Origin of the sequence: Rhizobium sp. CBN3, assembly GCF_030518245.1 — a bacterium.
Classification (GTDB): Bacteria; Pseudomonadota; Alphaproteobacteria; order Rhizobiales; family Rhizobiaceae; genus Rhizobium; species Rhizobium aethiopicum_A.
This window is the reverse complement of record NZ_JAULSE010000023.1, coordinates 30,400-44,859: the sequence shown is the minus strand read 5'-3', so window position 1 is coordinate 44,859 and position 14,460 is coordinate 30,400. Positions and strand designations below refer to the sequence as shown.

12 protein-coding genes and 1 pseudogene are annotated in these 14,460 nt (G+C 63.6%); 5 read left to right on the top strand and 8 right to left on the bottom strand.

Features of this window, described 5'->3' with window-relative positions; genetic code table 11:
* Nucleotides 1-5: 5 nt before the first annotated feature.
* Together QWJ46_RS25615 and QWJ46_RS25610 are read right to left on the bottom strand one after the other, a co-directional pair.
* Nucleotides 6-524, bottom strand: coding sequence for a FecR family protein (locus tag QWJ46_RS25615; protein ID WP_302754734.1), 519 nt, complete (start codon nt 522-524; stop codon nt 6-8).
* A 125-nt stretch (nt 525-649) separates the two neighbouring features.
* Nucleotides 650-1,795, bottom strand: coding sequence for a citrate synthase (locus tag QWJ46_RS25610; RefSeq protein ID WP_302754731.1), 1,146 nt, complete (start codon nt 1,793-1,795; stop codon nt 650-652).
* An 83-nt stretch (nt 1,796-1,878) separates the two neighbouring features.
* On the opposite strand from QWJ46_RS25610, the gene QWJ46_RS25605 reads away from it, so the two are divergent.
* Entirely contained in the window at nt 1,879-2,967 is a 1,089-nt protein-coding gene (locus QWJ46_RS25605; RefSeq protein ID WP_302754729.1) for a citrate synthase/methylcitrate synthase, read from the top strand.
* Nucleotides 2,968-3,025: 58 nt separating this feature from the next.
* Here the strand turns inward: QWJ46_RS25605 and QWJ46_RS25600 are convergent, their stop codons facing one another.
* From QWJ46_RS25600 to QWJ46_RS25585, 4 genes are all read right to left on the bottom strand, one after another.
* A complete protein-coding gene (locus QWJ46_RS25600; RefSeq protein WP_184459631.1) occupies nt 3,026-4,654 on the bottom strand; it encodes a CTP synthase in 1,629 nt (542 codons plus the stop codon).
* 144 nt (nt 4,655-4,798) lie between these two features.
* Entirely contained in the window at nt 4,799-5,314 is a 516-nt protein-coding gene (gene secG, locus QWJ46_RS25595) for a preprotein translocase subunit SecG (protein ID WP_184459630.1), read from the bottom strand.
* Between the two features lie 118 nt (nt 5,315-5,432).
* Nucleotides 5,433-6,203 (bottom strand): triose-phosphate isomerase, encoded by a 771-nt coding sequence (gene tpiA, locus QWJ46_RS25590; protein ID WP_184459629.1) that lies wholly within the window; start codon nt 6,201-6,203, stop codon nt 5,433-5,435.
* 128 nt (nt 6,204-6,331) lie between these two features.
* On the bottom strand, nt 6,332-7,231 hold the full coding sequence (locus QWJ46_RS25585; RefSeq protein ID WP_302754724.1) for an alpha/beta hydrolase: 900 nt from the start codon (nt 7,229-7,231) through the stop codon (nt 6,332-6,334).
* Between the two features lie 219 nt (nt 7,232-7,450).
* On the opposite strand from QWJ46_RS25585, the gene parE reads away from it, so the two are divergent.
* The 3 genes from parE (at nt 7,451) to QWJ46_RS25570 (ending at nt 12,198) form a co-directional block, all read left to right on the top strand.
* Complete coding sequence (gene parE / locus QWJ46_RS25580) at nt 7,451-9,538, top strand: DNA topoisomerase IV subunit B (protein WP_302754722.1); 2,088 nt, start codon at nt 7,451-7,453, stop codon at nt 9,536-9,538.
* Nucleotides 9,539-9,737: 199 nt separating this feature from the next.
* Nucleotides 9,738-10,877, top strand: coding sequence for an esterase-like activity of phytase family protein (locus QWJ46_RS25575; protein ID WP_302754720.1), 1,140 nt, complete (start codon nt 9,738-9,740; stop codon nt 10,875-10,877).
* Nucleotides 10,878-10,992: 115 nt separating this feature from the next.
* The gene (locus QWJ46_RS25570; RefSeq protein WP_184459625.1) at nt 10,993-12,198 is read left to right on the top strand and encodes an AI-2E family transporter; all 1,206 of its coding nucleotides are present in this window, start codon (nt 10,993-10,995) and stop codon (nt 12,196-12,198) included.
* A 16-nt stretch (nt 12,199-12,214) separates the two neighbouring features.
* Here the strand turns inward: QWJ46_RS25570 and QWJ46_RS25565 are convergent.
* Nucleotides 12,215-12,674 (bottom strand): annotated as a pseudogene (locus QWJ46_RS25565) (GNAT family N-acetyltransferase).
* Between the two features lie 129 nt (nt 12,675-12,803).
* Between QWJ46_RS25565 and QWJ46_RS25560 the strand changes: the two are divergent.
* A complete protein-coding gene (locus QWJ46_RS25560) occupies nt 12,804-13,223 on the top strand; it encodes a hypothetical protein (RefSeq protein ID WP_184459623.1) in 420 nt (139 codons plus the stop codon).
* On the opposite strand, the gene QWJ46_RS25555 is transcribed toward QWJ46_RS25560, so the two are convergent.
* Nucleotides 13,220-14,365: a DUF2336 domain-containing protein gene (locus QWJ46_RS25555; RefSeq protein ID WP_184459622.1), complete on the bottom strand. Its 1,146-nt coding sequence runs from the start codon at nt 14,363-14,365 to the stop codon at nt 13,220-13,222. The genes QWJ46_RS25560 and QWJ46_RS25555 overlap by 4 nt on opposite strands.
* Nucleotides 14,366-14,460 lie beyond the last annotated feature (95 nt).

Here is a 14,460-nt window from a genome sequence, read left to right as displayed (position 1 = left end):
GGTATTTATTGGCCGAGGCGGGCGAGAAGGGCGGCGACACGCGGTGCGGGCCAGCGGCGCACAACCAGCGGTTCGGCTCCGCTGCTAACATCGACGCCCTCGCCCGGCGACAGCACCACCGGCTCGCCGGCAGGCCGGCGGACGGCCACGCTGCCTCTGACGACGAGGACCGAGGTCTTGCCGCCCGCGACGTCGACAGCCCATCGTGTGCCGCGCACGGCAGCGATCGCCTGCGGTGTCACCACCTGGAAACCACCCGCATGCTGACTGCCGTCGACATCGACGAGGATGGCCTTACGCCGCAGCGAGGCCGAATCGGGACTGCCATCACGATTGCGGTCGGAGAGTTGGAAAGACGCGCCGGCCTCCGCCGTCACCTTGACGCCACCAGGGCAACTGAGCGTCTGGCGGGCGCCGGCATCGCGCGAGATTGCGCAGCCCGCAGATTGCGCGAGCACCGCGTCATGCGGAATGAGGCCGGCAGCGAGTCCGGCGGCAAACAGCTTGAGAAACGTCATATTCATGGAAAGCCCCCGTGACCGTGCGGAACTGCTTCTGCGAAAGCGCCCGCCAACCGTCTTCTTCCATGCAAGGCATGATAGCCGAATTCGGATATTTCCATAGGCGAAAAAAAGCGTACCGCGCATCCTCAAGTGCTGCTCTTCATATCGGGCGCCGGTCCGGTATAACGTGCCCGTGGCCGGATCAATTCGCCGCTTTCGATCTGCTCCATCGCATGCGCAAGCCAGCCGGTGCAGCGTGCAAGCGAAAAAATGATGATCGGCGCCTCTCTCGGCAGATCGAAGGTGGCCGCCATCGCGGCAAGCGCGAAATCGATATTGACCTTTTCCCCGACGATCTCCTCGCCCCTCTCCCTGACCTCGGCGAACTCAGGCGGCAGTGTAAATTGCGAAAGCAGCGCCAGCGCCCGGATATCGCTATCCGGATAGAGCGGGTGACCGAAGGCGGATAAGCGATTGCCTTGGGCAAGTGTGCGGCGGATCGCCTGCGCCGGACCGAGGGCGCAAGCTGCCTCGATCAACGCGTCGACGCTCTGCCAGGCGGCGCCATGCAGCGGCCCCGTCAGCGTCGCCAGACCGGAAAGCACGGCGGCCGACAGTGCCGCACCCGATGAGGCCGTGACTCGTGCCGCAAAGGCCGAGGCGTTGAGTTCATGATCGGCAAGCAGCACCAGCGCGCGACGCAGGCAATCGCCGGCCTCCGGCCGATGCCAGCTAGCCGCCAGCCTGCGATGCAGCGGCTGGTCCGAAGCGCCGGGCGCCAGCGCATCCGCGATCGTTGCAAGAATCCCATGCGCCTCGCGCCGGAGTACCGCCGGCGAGCGGCCAAGCGACGGCAGGTCCGATGTCACCCGCCCGGCAAGCGCCAGGAACGCGGCCTGAAGCGATGGACGGCCATGCGCGGCCGCGGTAGCGGATGCAGGCATCTCCGCTCCATTCCAAAGCAATGCCGCCGTCTGCTCAAGCGTCGCGGTCTCGGCAAGATTGGCCACGTCCTTACCGCGATAGAAAAGGCGTCCGCCCGTGACGGTGGAGATTGTCGAGGAGAGAACGGGGTCGCCCCATCGGATTGTCTCGGCCGCGACCGTTTCGGCCTTGCGGCGGCCGGCGTGGCGATCTGCAAGCCGCCGCACGTCTGCAGCGTGATAGAGGCTGCGGCGCGGATCGGCGGGATCGGGCTTGGCGCGGATGCGCCCTCGGCTGACATTGGCGTAGAGCGTCTGCGGTTTGGTCTTCAGCGCCTGCAGCGCCTCGTGGGTGGTCAACCACGGCATCACGGCCTCACATTGATCAATTGCGTCAAGATTGACGTCAATAAGACTAGGTCGGATCATTCGAACCGTAAAGGAGAACCCACATGAAAAACGGCTTGGAAGATGTTATTGCCGCCGAAACGCAGCTGTCGGATGTCGATGGCGAAGCGGGTCGACTGATCATCCGCGGCGTATCGCTGGATCATCTGGTCGCAGACGGCACCTATGAGCGCGTCGCTGCACTGCTTCTCGACGGGTTGATGGAGCGAAGCTTCGATGAGGCGCTCTTGCGCGACTGGCTGGCACAGGCACGAACGAAGGTTTTCGCCCATATCAAAGCCGCCGACGCCCCCTTGATCGCCCTGCCACCGGTCGATGCGATGCGGGCGCTGATCGCAAGGCTGCCGGACCGTGAGGATTTCGACATCGCGCTCAGCCTTCTGGCAGCACCGGCAGTCTTCCTGCCGGCGATTCTCAGGCTGCAGCGCGGTCAAAAGCCGATCGCGCCCGACGCCTCGCTGCCGCAGGCAGCCGATATCCTGCGCATGCTGACCGGACGATTGCCGACCAGGGAGCAGACGGCGGCACTCGACACCTATCTCGTGACGATATCAGACCACGGCCTCAACGCCTCGACCTTCGCATCACGCGTCATCGCCTCGACGCGGGCCGGCCTCACCTCTTCGGTTCTGGCGGCGTTGAGCGCGCTGAAGGGGCCGCTGCATGGCGGCGCACCCGGTCCCGTCCTCGACATGCTGGATGCGGTGGGAATGCCTGATAATGCCGGCACATGGCTTGCCGATGCACTCGATCGCGGCGAAAGACTGATGGGCTTCGGCCACCGCATCTACCGCGTCCGCGACCCGCGCGCCGATGCGTTGAAAGGCGCGCTGAAGCCGCTGATCGCGTCAGGCCAGGTCGACGGGGCCCGCGTCGAACTCGCCGAGGCGGTGGAAGCCGCCGCATTGGCGATCCTTAAGGCGCGCAAGCCGAACCGGCCGCTCGACGTCAATGTCGAATTTTATACCGCGCTGCTGCTCGAAGCCCTCGGCTTTCCCAGGCAGGCCTTCACCGGCGTTTTTGCAATCGGTCGTACTGTGGGATGGCTGGCCCATGCCCGCGAACAGGCGCTCGACGGCCGGCTGATCCGCCCGCGTTCCGTCTATATCGGGCCGTTGCCGGCCGCTGCCTGAAAGTAGGATGACGAATTATCCCGATCGCGCATTACAGCGCGATCTGGCGCCGCATGCGTCAGACGAGACGGCTCTGTTCGGTCGCCGCTTCGATGAAGCTTGCAAACAGCGGATGCGGGTCGAGCGGCCGGCTCTTCAGTTCCGGGTGATACTGCACGCCGATGAACCAGGGATGGTCAGGATATTCGATCGTCTCCGGCAGCACGCCATCGGGCGACATGCCGGAGAAGACCAGGCCGCAACTCTCGAGCCGATCCTTGTAGTCGATATTGACTTCATAGCGGTGGCGATGACGCTCGGAAATATCCGTCGAGCCGTAGATCTCCGAGATCTTCGTGCCCTTCTTCAGCGCCGCCTTGTACGCGCCGAGGCGCATGGTGCCGCCGAGATCGCCGGCCGCCGTGCGCTTCTGCAGCTCGTTGCCCTTGATCCATTCCGTCATCAAGCCGACCACCGGCTCCTTCGCAGGGCCGAATTCGGTCGATGAAGCGTCCGGCACATCGGCGAGATTGCGCGCCGCCTCGATGACGGCCATCTGCATGCCGAAACAGATGCCGAAATAAGGCACCTTGCGCTCGCGGGCGAAGCGCGCCGCATGGATCTTGCCCTCGGAGCCGCGCTCGCCGAAGCCGCCGGGCACCAGGATGCCATGCACCTTTTCGAGATAGGGCGCCGGATCTTCCTTTTCGAAGACTTCGGACTCGATCCATTCGAGCTTGACCTTGACGCGATTGGCGATGCCGCCGTGATGCAGCGCCTCGATCAGCGACTTATAGGCATCCTTGAGACCGGTATATTTGCCGACGATCGCGATCGTCACCTCGCCTTCCGGCGTACGGATGCGGTTGCAGACCTCTTCCCACTGGTCAAGACGAGGCTTTGGCGCCGGTTCGATGCCGAAGGCGGCGAGCACTTCGTCGTCGAGCCCTTCCTTGTGGTAGGCCATCGGCACGTCGTAGATGTTGGCCACATCAAGCGCCTGAATGACCGCCGACGGACGCACGTTGCAGAACAGCGAGAGCTTGCGGCGCTCCGCCTCCGGGATTTCGCGGTCGGCGCGCACCAGCAGGATATCGGGGTGAATGCCAAGCGCCTGCAGCTCCTTGACCGAGTGCTGCGTCGGCTTGGTCTTCAGCTCGCCGGCCGCCGGAATGTAAGGCATCAGCGTCAGATGGACGTAGACGGCGGTGCCCCGCGGCAGGTCGTTGCCGAGCTGGCGGATCGCCTCCATGAAGGGCATTGCTTCGATATCGCCGACCGTGCCGCCGATCTCGCAGATGACGAAATCGTAGTCCTGATTGCCCTCGGTGACGAAATCCTTGATCTCGTTGGTGACGTGCGGGATGACCTGCACCGTCGCGCCGAGATAGTCGCCGCGGCGTTCCTTGTCGATGATGTTCTTGTAGATGCGGCCGGTGGTGATGTTGTCGGTCTTGGTCGCCGAACGCCCAGTGAAGCGTTCGTAGTGGCCGAGATCGAGATCGGTTTCCGCGCCATCGTCGGTGACGAAGACCTCGCCGTGCTGGGTCGGGCTCATCGTGCCCGGGTCCACGTTCAGATAGGGATCGAGCTTGCGAAGCCGGACCCGATATCCACGGGCCTGCAGCAACGCTCCGAGAGCCGCGGCCGCAATTCCTTTTCCGAGGGAGGAAACCACGCCGCCAGTGATGAATACGTATCGCGCCATGGGCTTCACCGGATACCTTTTCAAAAACGATTCCGCCAGCCCCAAAAACTCTTTTCCGGAATTTTCGGAGGGTGGCGCGGGAATCTGAACAAAAGAAAACCGGCAGACCCGAGGGCCTGCCGGCGGTTTATGTCGAAGATCGGTTTACTGTCCCGTCGGGACGCCCGAAGGCTGAGCCGGCGCCGGCGTGGCCGGAGTTGCGGGCGCTGCCGGGGCGGTCGTCGCCGGAGCGGTTGCTGCCGGCGCTGTCGTTGAAGGCGCGGTGGCCGCCGGAGCCTGTGCCGGAGCCTGCTGTGCGGGCGCAGCCGCACCGCTGCTCGGAACGCCATTGCCGGCCGGCTGGTTCGCCGGGGCCTGTGCACCGCCGCCGAGCGAATCGAGAATGCCGTTGCCCTGGCCGCTCGTCGCGGGGATGCGGTTGAGGATGTCGCTCGGACGGCCCTCGTAACGCGTCAGTATGCCGAGGCCAAGTGAGGTGAGGAAGAACAAGGTCGCAAGGATCGCGGTCGTGCGGGTCAGTGCATTGGCCGTGCCGCGGGCCGACATGAAGCCCGAACCGCCGCCGATGCCGAGGCCGCCGCCTTCCGAGCGCTGAATGAGCACGACGCCGACGAGGGCGAGCACGATCATGAGATGGATGACAATCAATACTGTCTGCATGGGTCCAGTCCTGCCCGTCTGGAGACGGACATAAATAAGAATTCTGGCGGCTCTTTACATGAGGCTCTCGCCTATTCCAAGCCCTTCTGCCGGAATAAACCGAGCTATGAACAACGCGTCAGGCGAGCAGCGCCTCATAGGCCCGGTAGATGGCGAGGAAGTCGGCGGCTTTCAAGCTCGCCCCGCCGATCAGCGCACCGTCAACATTGGCGATGCCAAGCAGCTCGCCGGCATTGGCGGGCTTCACCGAGCCGCCGTAGAGAAGGCGCATCTTGCGGCCTTCGTCGCCGAAGCGGGAGACGAGTTCCGCCCGCATGAAGGCATGCGCCTTCTCGACATCGCCCGATGTCGGCGTGACCCCGGTGCCGATCGCCCAGATCGGCTCGTAGGCGATGACCGTGTTCTCGGCGGTTGCGGCATCGGGAACCGAGGCGGAAAGCTGGCGCTTGATGACGTCTAGCTCCTGCCCGGCGCGGCGTTCGTCGGCCGTCTCGCCGATGCAGATGATCGCAGTGAGATCGGCGGCAAAAGCCGCCTCCGCCTTGGCGCGGACGAGATGATCCGTCTCGGCATGGTCGGTGCGACGCTCGGAATGGCCGACAATCACGTAGGTACCGAAACTATCGGCGATCATTTCGGCGGAAATGTCGCCGGTATGCGCACCGGATGGCTTCTGGTGGCAGTCCTGCGCGCCGATCGCCAGCGGGCTGTCGGTGCACAGCGCGGTCGCCACGTAGAGCAGCGTCGTCGGCGGGCAGATCAGCGCCTCGACCTTGTCGGCGAGCGGCGGGCGAACACCTTCGGCGATCGCCTTGATCTGATCGAGGGAGGCACGCGTGCCGTTCATTTTCCAATTTCCCGCCACCAGCGGGCGCACGTCAGGTGTCATGCCGGCCTTCCACAAAACTTCATATCCCTGGCCGCATTATCAAAAGCTTGCGGCAAAGAAAAGCATCATGCCCCTGACGTAACGGGAATCTCTGCGATCTCGGGCATATTTCTGCCGGAAAACGCCCGTTAAGCCGCAAGAATCCAGTTCAAGACCCTGCGCCAGTCGATCATTCGGATCGGCGTTCCGTGATTGCCGGTCTGAAACAGCGTGAAGTGCGTCGGATATTTTGCCTTGCGCAGGCTCTCGAACAGCGCCTGCTGGTCGGCGGCGGCGTAGACCGGATCGCGGCTGCCATGCGCGAACCAGAGCGGCAGCTTCGCCTTGTAGAAGGCGCTTCTGGTGAAATCCGGATCGGTGACGCCGCTCATGATCAACATGCCCTTCAACCGCTTGACGCTGGCCTCGTCACGCGCGATGCCCCAGCAGACCTGACTGCCCATGGAGGCGCAGGACAGGATCACCGGCCGGCCGGGCGATTGCGCACTGGCATAGCGGATGAGGCCTTCGATCGCGGCAACGCCGTTGCTGTCGAAGCTCTTGACCGTCGGCGAATAATAGACGCCGCCATTGCCGGCGACGAGGTTCTTGAGCCGGTTGAAATTGCCGCCGAAGCTGTAATCATTGGCCCCGAGCCGGCGGTCGCCGTCGCGGCCGTGGATGAAAATCACCGTGAAGACGGCATTCGCCGCCGGTCCCACCCTGGTGACATCGAGCCTGATGCCGTCGAGTGAGAGGGTTTCATCCGCCTGGGCCTTGCGAATGCCGAGCGACACATATTTCTGCTGCGCCCGCTTCTCCGGGATCTGATCGCGGCCGTTGATATCGCGCATCTCGTCGTAATCGATGACCTCGGAGGCGCCGCCGTCGCTGGTCTGCAGCACAGACTGCTTCGAGAACAGCTCGTCCTTGAAAGGCGGCAGGGCATCGCCCGCCCGTGACGGTCCACCGGCGGAAAGAACGGCTGCGGATAGGAAAAAGGCCGCAATTGCTGATATAACGGTGTAATCACTTGTGGACATTCGCATGCGGATGGTTTCCTGAAGCCTGCCGCCGCTTGCCATTCCGCGCCCGGCAACGCAAATCATGTGTCAAAGCCCGCCAATCCGGCGGTGTCGCGTATCGCGGTGCTTTCTGGCAGAATCTGCCTGATTCGCAAACGTGACATGAAATGCGGTGATTTTGGGTCGGCGGCGGATGCAAGCCCCACGCCAGACCCAAGACAGGACGAAGATCTGAACGGCTCCATGGACGACAGCAACGACCTTTTTTCCGGACTGCCCCTCTCCGAAAAACGCGAGGAGGCGCAGAAACCTGCCGCGCCGAGCGAACGTCCGCCGGCGGCTGCTCCCTTGACGGCCGTGCCCTCGGCGCCGGCGCGCCCGGCACCTGTCGCCTCGAACGCGGATGACTACGACGCCTCGTCGATCCGGGTCCTCGAAGGCCTCGAACCGGTGCGCATGCGCCCGGGCATGTATATCGGCGGCACCGACGAAAAGGCGCTGCATCACCTCTTCGCCGAAGTCATCGACAACGCCATGGACGAGGCGGTTGCCGGACACGCCAATTTCATCGAGGTGCATCTCGATCTGCAAGGTTATCTGACCGTCACCGACAACGGCCGCGGCATTCCGGTCGAGAACCATCCCCAGGTGCCGGGAAAGTCGACGCTCGAAGTCATCATGACCAAGCTGCATGCCGGCGGCAAATTCGACGGCAAGGCCTACGAGACATCGGGCGGCCTGCACGGCGTCGGCGTGTCGGTGGTCAACGCGCTCTCCGATTTCCTCGAAGTCGAGGTGGCGCGAAACCGCAAGCTTTACCGCCAGCGCTTCTCCCGCGGTCTGCCGCAGGGTGGGCTCGAAGAACTGGGCGACGTCCACAATCGCCGCGGCACGCGGGTGCGCTTCCATCCCGACCCCCAGATCTTTGGGGACCACATGAAGTTCGAGGCCGCCCGCGTATTTCGCATGGCGCGCTCCAAGGCCTACCTCTTCGGCGGCGTCGAGATCCGCTGGAGCTGCGAGCCTGGCGTACTGCCCGAAGGCTCCGAGGTGCCCGACAAGGCCACCTTCCATTTCCCCGGCGGCCTCAAGGACTATCTCCAGGCGACGATGGGCAAGGAATTCACCGTCACCCGCGAGATCTTCGCCGGCAAAACGGAGAAGGCCAGCGGTCACGGTTCGATGGAATGGGCGATCACCTGGTATGGCGGCGACCCGCAGGTGCATTCCTATTGCAACACGATCCCGACGCCTGAAGGCGGCACACATGAGGCCGGCCTTCGCATCGCGCTGACCAAGGGCCTGAAGGCCTATGCCGAGCTGACCCAGAACAAGCGCGCTGCCCAGATCACCACCGACGACGTGATGATCTCGGCCGTCGGCATGCTGTCGGTTTTCATCCGCGAGCCGGAATTCGTCGGCCAGACCAAGGACAAGCTTGCGACCGTCGAAGCCCAGCGCATCGTCGAGAACGCGCTGCGCGACCCCTTCGACCACTATCTTGCCGACAACCCGAACGAAGCGGCCAAGCTGCTCGACTGGGTGATCGAGCGCGCCGAGGAGCGGCTGCGCCGCCGCAAGGAAAAGGAAGTCAACCGCAAGACGGCGGTGCGCAAGCTGCGCCTGCCCGGCAAGCTTGCCGACTGCTCGCAGAACACCGCCGAAGGCGCCGAACTCTTCATCGTCGAGGGCGATTCGGCAGGCGGTTCAGCCAAGCAGGCGCGCAACCGCGCCAACCAGGCGATCCTTCCACTGCGCGGCAAGATCCTGAACGTGGCCAGCGCCGGCCGCGAGAAGTTCGGCGCCAACCAGCAGCTCGCCGATCTCATTCAGGCGCTTGGCTGCGGCACGCGTTCGAAATACCGGCAGGAAGATCTGCGCTACGAGCGCATCATCGTCATGACCGATGCCGATGTCGACGGCGCCCACATTGCCTCGCTGCTCATCACCTTCTTCTATCAGGAAATGCCGGAACTGGTGCGTGGCGGCCATCTCTTCCTCGCCGTGCCGCCGCTCTACAAGATCACCCAAGGGGCGAAATCCGCCTATGCCCGCGACGACAATCATCGCGCCGAGCTGATGCAGACGGAATTCAAGGGCAAGGCCAAGGTGGAGATCAGCCGCTTCAAAGGGCTCGGCGAAATGATGCCGGCCCAGCTCAAGGAAACCACCATGGACCCGGCCAAGCGCACCCTGCTCCGGGTACTGATCGACGAGGTGGATTTCGAAGGCACCCGCAGCGCCGTCGACGATCTGATGGGCACCAAGCCCGAGGCCCGCTTCCGCTTCATCCAGGAGCGTGCGGCCTTCGCTGAAAACCTTGATATTTAAATACATCTCAGGCGCGCCGAACGATCTGACAGATACGCCCGGCGCGCCGCATTTCAGCATCTGCGATTTCACGGAACTGACGAAGAACCGTAACAACTCGGTCAAATAACCGGTGCATGAAGCGGACGGCGCGCGACCTCCCCCGGGGAGAAGCGCCTGCGCCGGTTCGAGCCGTTTTCAACCCTTGCCGGATTTTGCCATGACCAAGCGTTTTGCCGCGACTGCCGCTTTCGTTCTCCTGTCCAGCACCGTCACCGTCAGCGCCACCGATATCGGCGCCACTTTCATGAGCGCCTGCCCCTTCGGCGATTGCGCCGCCGGCATTTCGCTCTCCTATCTCGGCGAATTCGTCATCCCCACGGGGCAGATGGAAAACGGCGTCGAGTTCGGCGGCATCTCAGGCCTCGATTTCGATGCCGCCACCGGCCACTATATCGCCATCAGCGACGACCGTTCGGACAAGGCGCCGGCCCGCTTCTATGAACTCGACATCGACGTCGATGCATCGGGCCTCAAGGGCGTTTCCGTCGACAAGCATGTGACGCTGAAAGACAAGACCGGTGAGCCCTTCGCCGCCAAGACCGTCGACCCGGAATCGATCCGCCTCGGCAAGGACGGCATCTACTGGGGCAGCGAAGGCGATGCCAAGGTGCTGCTGCCGCCCTTCATCCGCGTCACGACGCCGGACGGTTCGTTCGTGCGCGAGTTCAAACTGCCGGAGGGCTTTGCTCCGGCCATCGACAAGTCGACCGGCATCCGCGACAACCTCGCTTTCGAAGATCTCGCCGTCGCGCCCTCGGGCGACGTTTTCGTCGGCGTCGAAGCCGCCCTCTACCAGGATGGGCCGAAACCGTTGCTGACGACGGGCAGCCTGTCGCGCATCATTCGTTATGACGGCGCAACCGGCGAGCCGAAGGCTGAGTATGTCTATCCCGTGTCGCCGATCCCGCAAGCCGCCACCAAGGCCGACGGCGGCAACGACAACGGCATGTCGGAAATGATCGCCCTTGACGATAACCACCTGCTCGCCGTCGAGCGCAGCTACGCCGAAGGCTTCGGCAATAACGTCAAGATCATGATGATGGATCTCGCCGACGCGACCGACATATCCGCCATCCCGTCACTCGCCAAGAACGACCAGCCTGTCGTCCCCGCCCGCAAGAGCCAGATCCTCGATCTCAGAGCAATTGGCCTCGTTCCCGACAATATCGAGGCGATGTCGCTTGGCAAGGCCAAGGACGGGACCGACGTCCTCATCCTCGGCTCCGACAATAATTTCTCGACCAATCAGAAGACGCAATTCTACGCCTTCAAGGTTCTCAGCCGCCCGCGGCAGTAAGACGCCGTGTCCGACGGCCGAACAGTGATGCTTTATATCAGCTTTCACGGCGCGGACCTTGAAACCGCCGGGTTCATGGCCCATAACCAGAGTACAAGAATAAGAAGAGGCGCGCGTGGGTGTGTTCGACCGTCAGAAAAGCAATCATGAGCCGCGATGGCTGGGGCCGTCGGCGCCGACGCGCACGCCGCTGATTCCCTCCATTTCGGCGGCGCGCTGGCTGCTGGTGCTGGTCGCCGCCGCCGGGGTCTATTTCTTCTACGGTTTCCTCGTGCCGGTGCTGGCGGCCCTCGTCATCGGCTTTGCCAGCTGGCCGCTCTATCGCAAGCTGCTTGCCCGCGTCGGCGGCAATACGACGGTCGCCGCGACCATCGCCATCCTCATGATCCTTACCTTCCTGGTCATCCCGATCGGGCTCGCGGTCACTTATACGACGGGCGAAGTGCGCACCTGGCTCGCCTGGGCGATCCACGCCAACCGCGCCGGCGCCTCGACACCGGATTGGATCGTTGCCTTGCCGTTTGCCGGCCCCTATCTCGATGATCTCTGGACCAAATATGTCGGCAGTCCCGGCGCGCTCGGCGAACTCATCCAGGCGATCAGCGGCGCCCACATCGGCAACATCTATCGCGCCGTGCTGGCAGCCGGCGGCGGCGCTTTCCATCTTCTCCTGACGCTGCTCTTCATGCTGATCGCCCTGTTCTTCGTCTATCGCGACGGCTTCTCCTTCTCGAAGCAGATCGACATGCTGGGCGAGCGGATCCTGCCGAACCGCTGGGAGCGCATTTCCCGCGTCGTCCCGGCAACGATCAGCTCCACCGTCATGGGCATGACGCTGATTGCCATCGGCGAAGGCATCGTGCTCGGTGTGGCTTATTGGATCGCCGGCGTGCCGTCGCCGGTAACGCTCGGCGTGCTCACGGGGGTGATGGCTCTGATACCGGGCGGTGCGCCGCTCTCCTTCACGCTGGTTTCCATCTATCTCCTGGCGAGCGGCTCGCATGTCGCCGGCGTCGGCCTTTTCGTCTGGGGCACTGTCGAGCTCTTCATCGTCGACAAGACGCTGCGGCCGAAGCTCGTCGGCGGCCCGATCAAGCTGCCCTTCCTGCCGACCTTTTTCGGCCTTGTCGGCGGCGTCAAGACGATGGGTTTTCTCGGCCTCTTCATCGGCCCGGTGCTGATGGCGCTGATCGTCGCCATCTGGCGCGAATGGATCCATGAGGCCCGCAACGCCGAGAGCAGCGAGAGGGTGCCGCAGATCGTCATCGACGAACAGGCCCCGCCGCCGTCCAAGCCGATCCCGCGCGTCGCCGAAGGCTGAACTGCCTTGGTGAAGCCTATCCCAGCCGCTTTTCCATGAACAAGCTGAGCGGATCCGGCAGATAGGTGCCGAAAGCCTCGATCTCCCGATACCCGTATTTGCGGTAGAGAGCGATCGCCTCCGGCTGATAGATGCCGGTCTCGAGCCGGATCGCCGTCAGCCGCTTTTCCCTCGCGATCGCCTCCAGCGCATTCATCAGCCCGCTCGCGATCCTCAATCCCCTCGCCTGTGGGTCAACGAACATGCGCTTGATCTCCGCCGTTCCGTCGCCGGCCTCGACCAGCGCGCAGCATCCGACGATCGCCCCCTCCATTGCGGGCGACGAAGAAGCTTACCGAAGGTTTCTCCAGCAAGGTGAGGTCGACCATGTGGTTGCTCTCCGCGGGATAAAGCGACGCTGCATAGGCGTCGGAAAGATCGAGAAGGCGGATGATGGCGTCCTGGCGCGGCGGCTCCTGGGCGATAGTGACGGACATGATGGTTTCCAATGTTTGCGGGAGGCGCAGATTTTTGCTGACATGACGAAGAGTTAATGCCTTCGCCTTGTTTCGGTTGGAATTGCGCCGTCTAAGGCGATCTCAGTTCAATAGCCAAGGAGGCAGAATATGCAAGCGGTGCTCATCGCAATGACCATTCTCGGTTGCGACGATTCCGTCAGCCAATGCAGCTATGTCGCAACGGTCGACAAACGCTGGGAAACCGTTGCCGCTTGCGATGCCGAAGCCGAACGCCGGCTCAAGGCCTATGCCAATGTCAGCTATCCCTCGGTGATCGCCGTGTGCGAGGCGCCGAAAGCGCTGGCCGCCGCCGAACCGCCGAAACCGGCGCCCTTGCCTGTCGCCGCGGCCGACACCACTCCTGCGGCATCCGAAGAACCAAGAGGCCTCGCCGGCTTTGCTGAAAACATCGCAGGCCAGGTCCGCGCCCATCTGCCATCCGGGCGAGACGTCAAGGAGACGCTTTCCAAGCCCGTGCATTTCGTATCCGCCAGCTATTCCTGGGTAGTGACCCGGCTGAACGACTAGGCCGCCGCAAGCGCCGCATAGACACGGGCCGATTGGCGCTGCTCGGCAACATGAAGCTTTTCCACCATGTCGAGCAGTTCTCCGGCCGCGCCGTGTGCGCCATGGTGATGGCGGAATTTTTCGAGAAGACGGCCGCCGACAGTGCCCAGCATGCTGCCTGGCGCCTTTCGCGCGGCCTCGCGCCACAGAAGCGTCGCCTCGACGAAGATTACGCTGATATCCCTCGGCAGGCCGGCGGATTCGTAGAGCGCGCGCACGGCGTGCATGCGCCCGGTTGCCAGGATCGAGCGCACCCTGCGCTCACTGCACGCTGTCAGATCCACGATTGCAGCAGCGAAGAAATCCAGCTTGCCGGCGCAGAGCGCATGCATCAGCAAGGACGGCGTCAGCCGGCCGTTGAGGCGCAGATGCTCGACGAGATCCGGTACCTCCCGCGGCGCGATATCACCGGCGATCGAAACGATGGCTGCCTCGGTCGCCTCGCGGCTTATGCGCTGGAGCCGCTGCAGGCCGATCGCCGCCTGCGCCAGCGGCAGGCCGACCAGCGCATTGCTGACATGCTGGGCGAGCAGCTGGCGGGCATCGGCCGGAAGATCGCTGCGGTCGAGCAGCAGATTGCGGACATCGTAGCAATCGCCAAGCCGCTCAGCGATGCGTTTCAACGACTGGCCGGAGATGGCCGCGCCGTCGTTTTCGAGCAGGCAGAGCACTTCGTCTTCATCGCCGACCTCCGCGAGTGCAGCCGAGACCGGACGGGTGACATGGGCTCTGGCCGCGATCAGCATGCGGGTGGCGCCGTTGCCGCGTGCGGCGAGATCGACAAGATCGGCGTCGCTGAGAAGCGGCGAACAGGTGACGGCGTGGCAGGCAACCTCGGGCTGGTCCGCGGCAAGCGAAAGGATCAGGCTGCGCGGCGCATCAGGCGACCAGGCGATCGCCTCGGCCAGCGCAAGCCGCACACGCGGCGACGGGTCATCAAGAAGAACGGTCATCGCCATCTCGGCTGCCGCCCGCTCCTCGCCGCTCATCTCGGATTGCAGATAGGCTCGACCGAGTGCGTTCGCGGCCCGGGCCCGATCACCGGTCTTGGCCGTTTCGATCCAACGAAGGAAAGCTTCTACGATCACGCGACGCCCCAGCACTTGAACGCGATTCCTTCGCGTTTCATTCAATGCTGTGACCGTAGCGACAAAAGGTTTAAGATTGGTTCACCATATTTCTTAAGGCTTTGTATGCC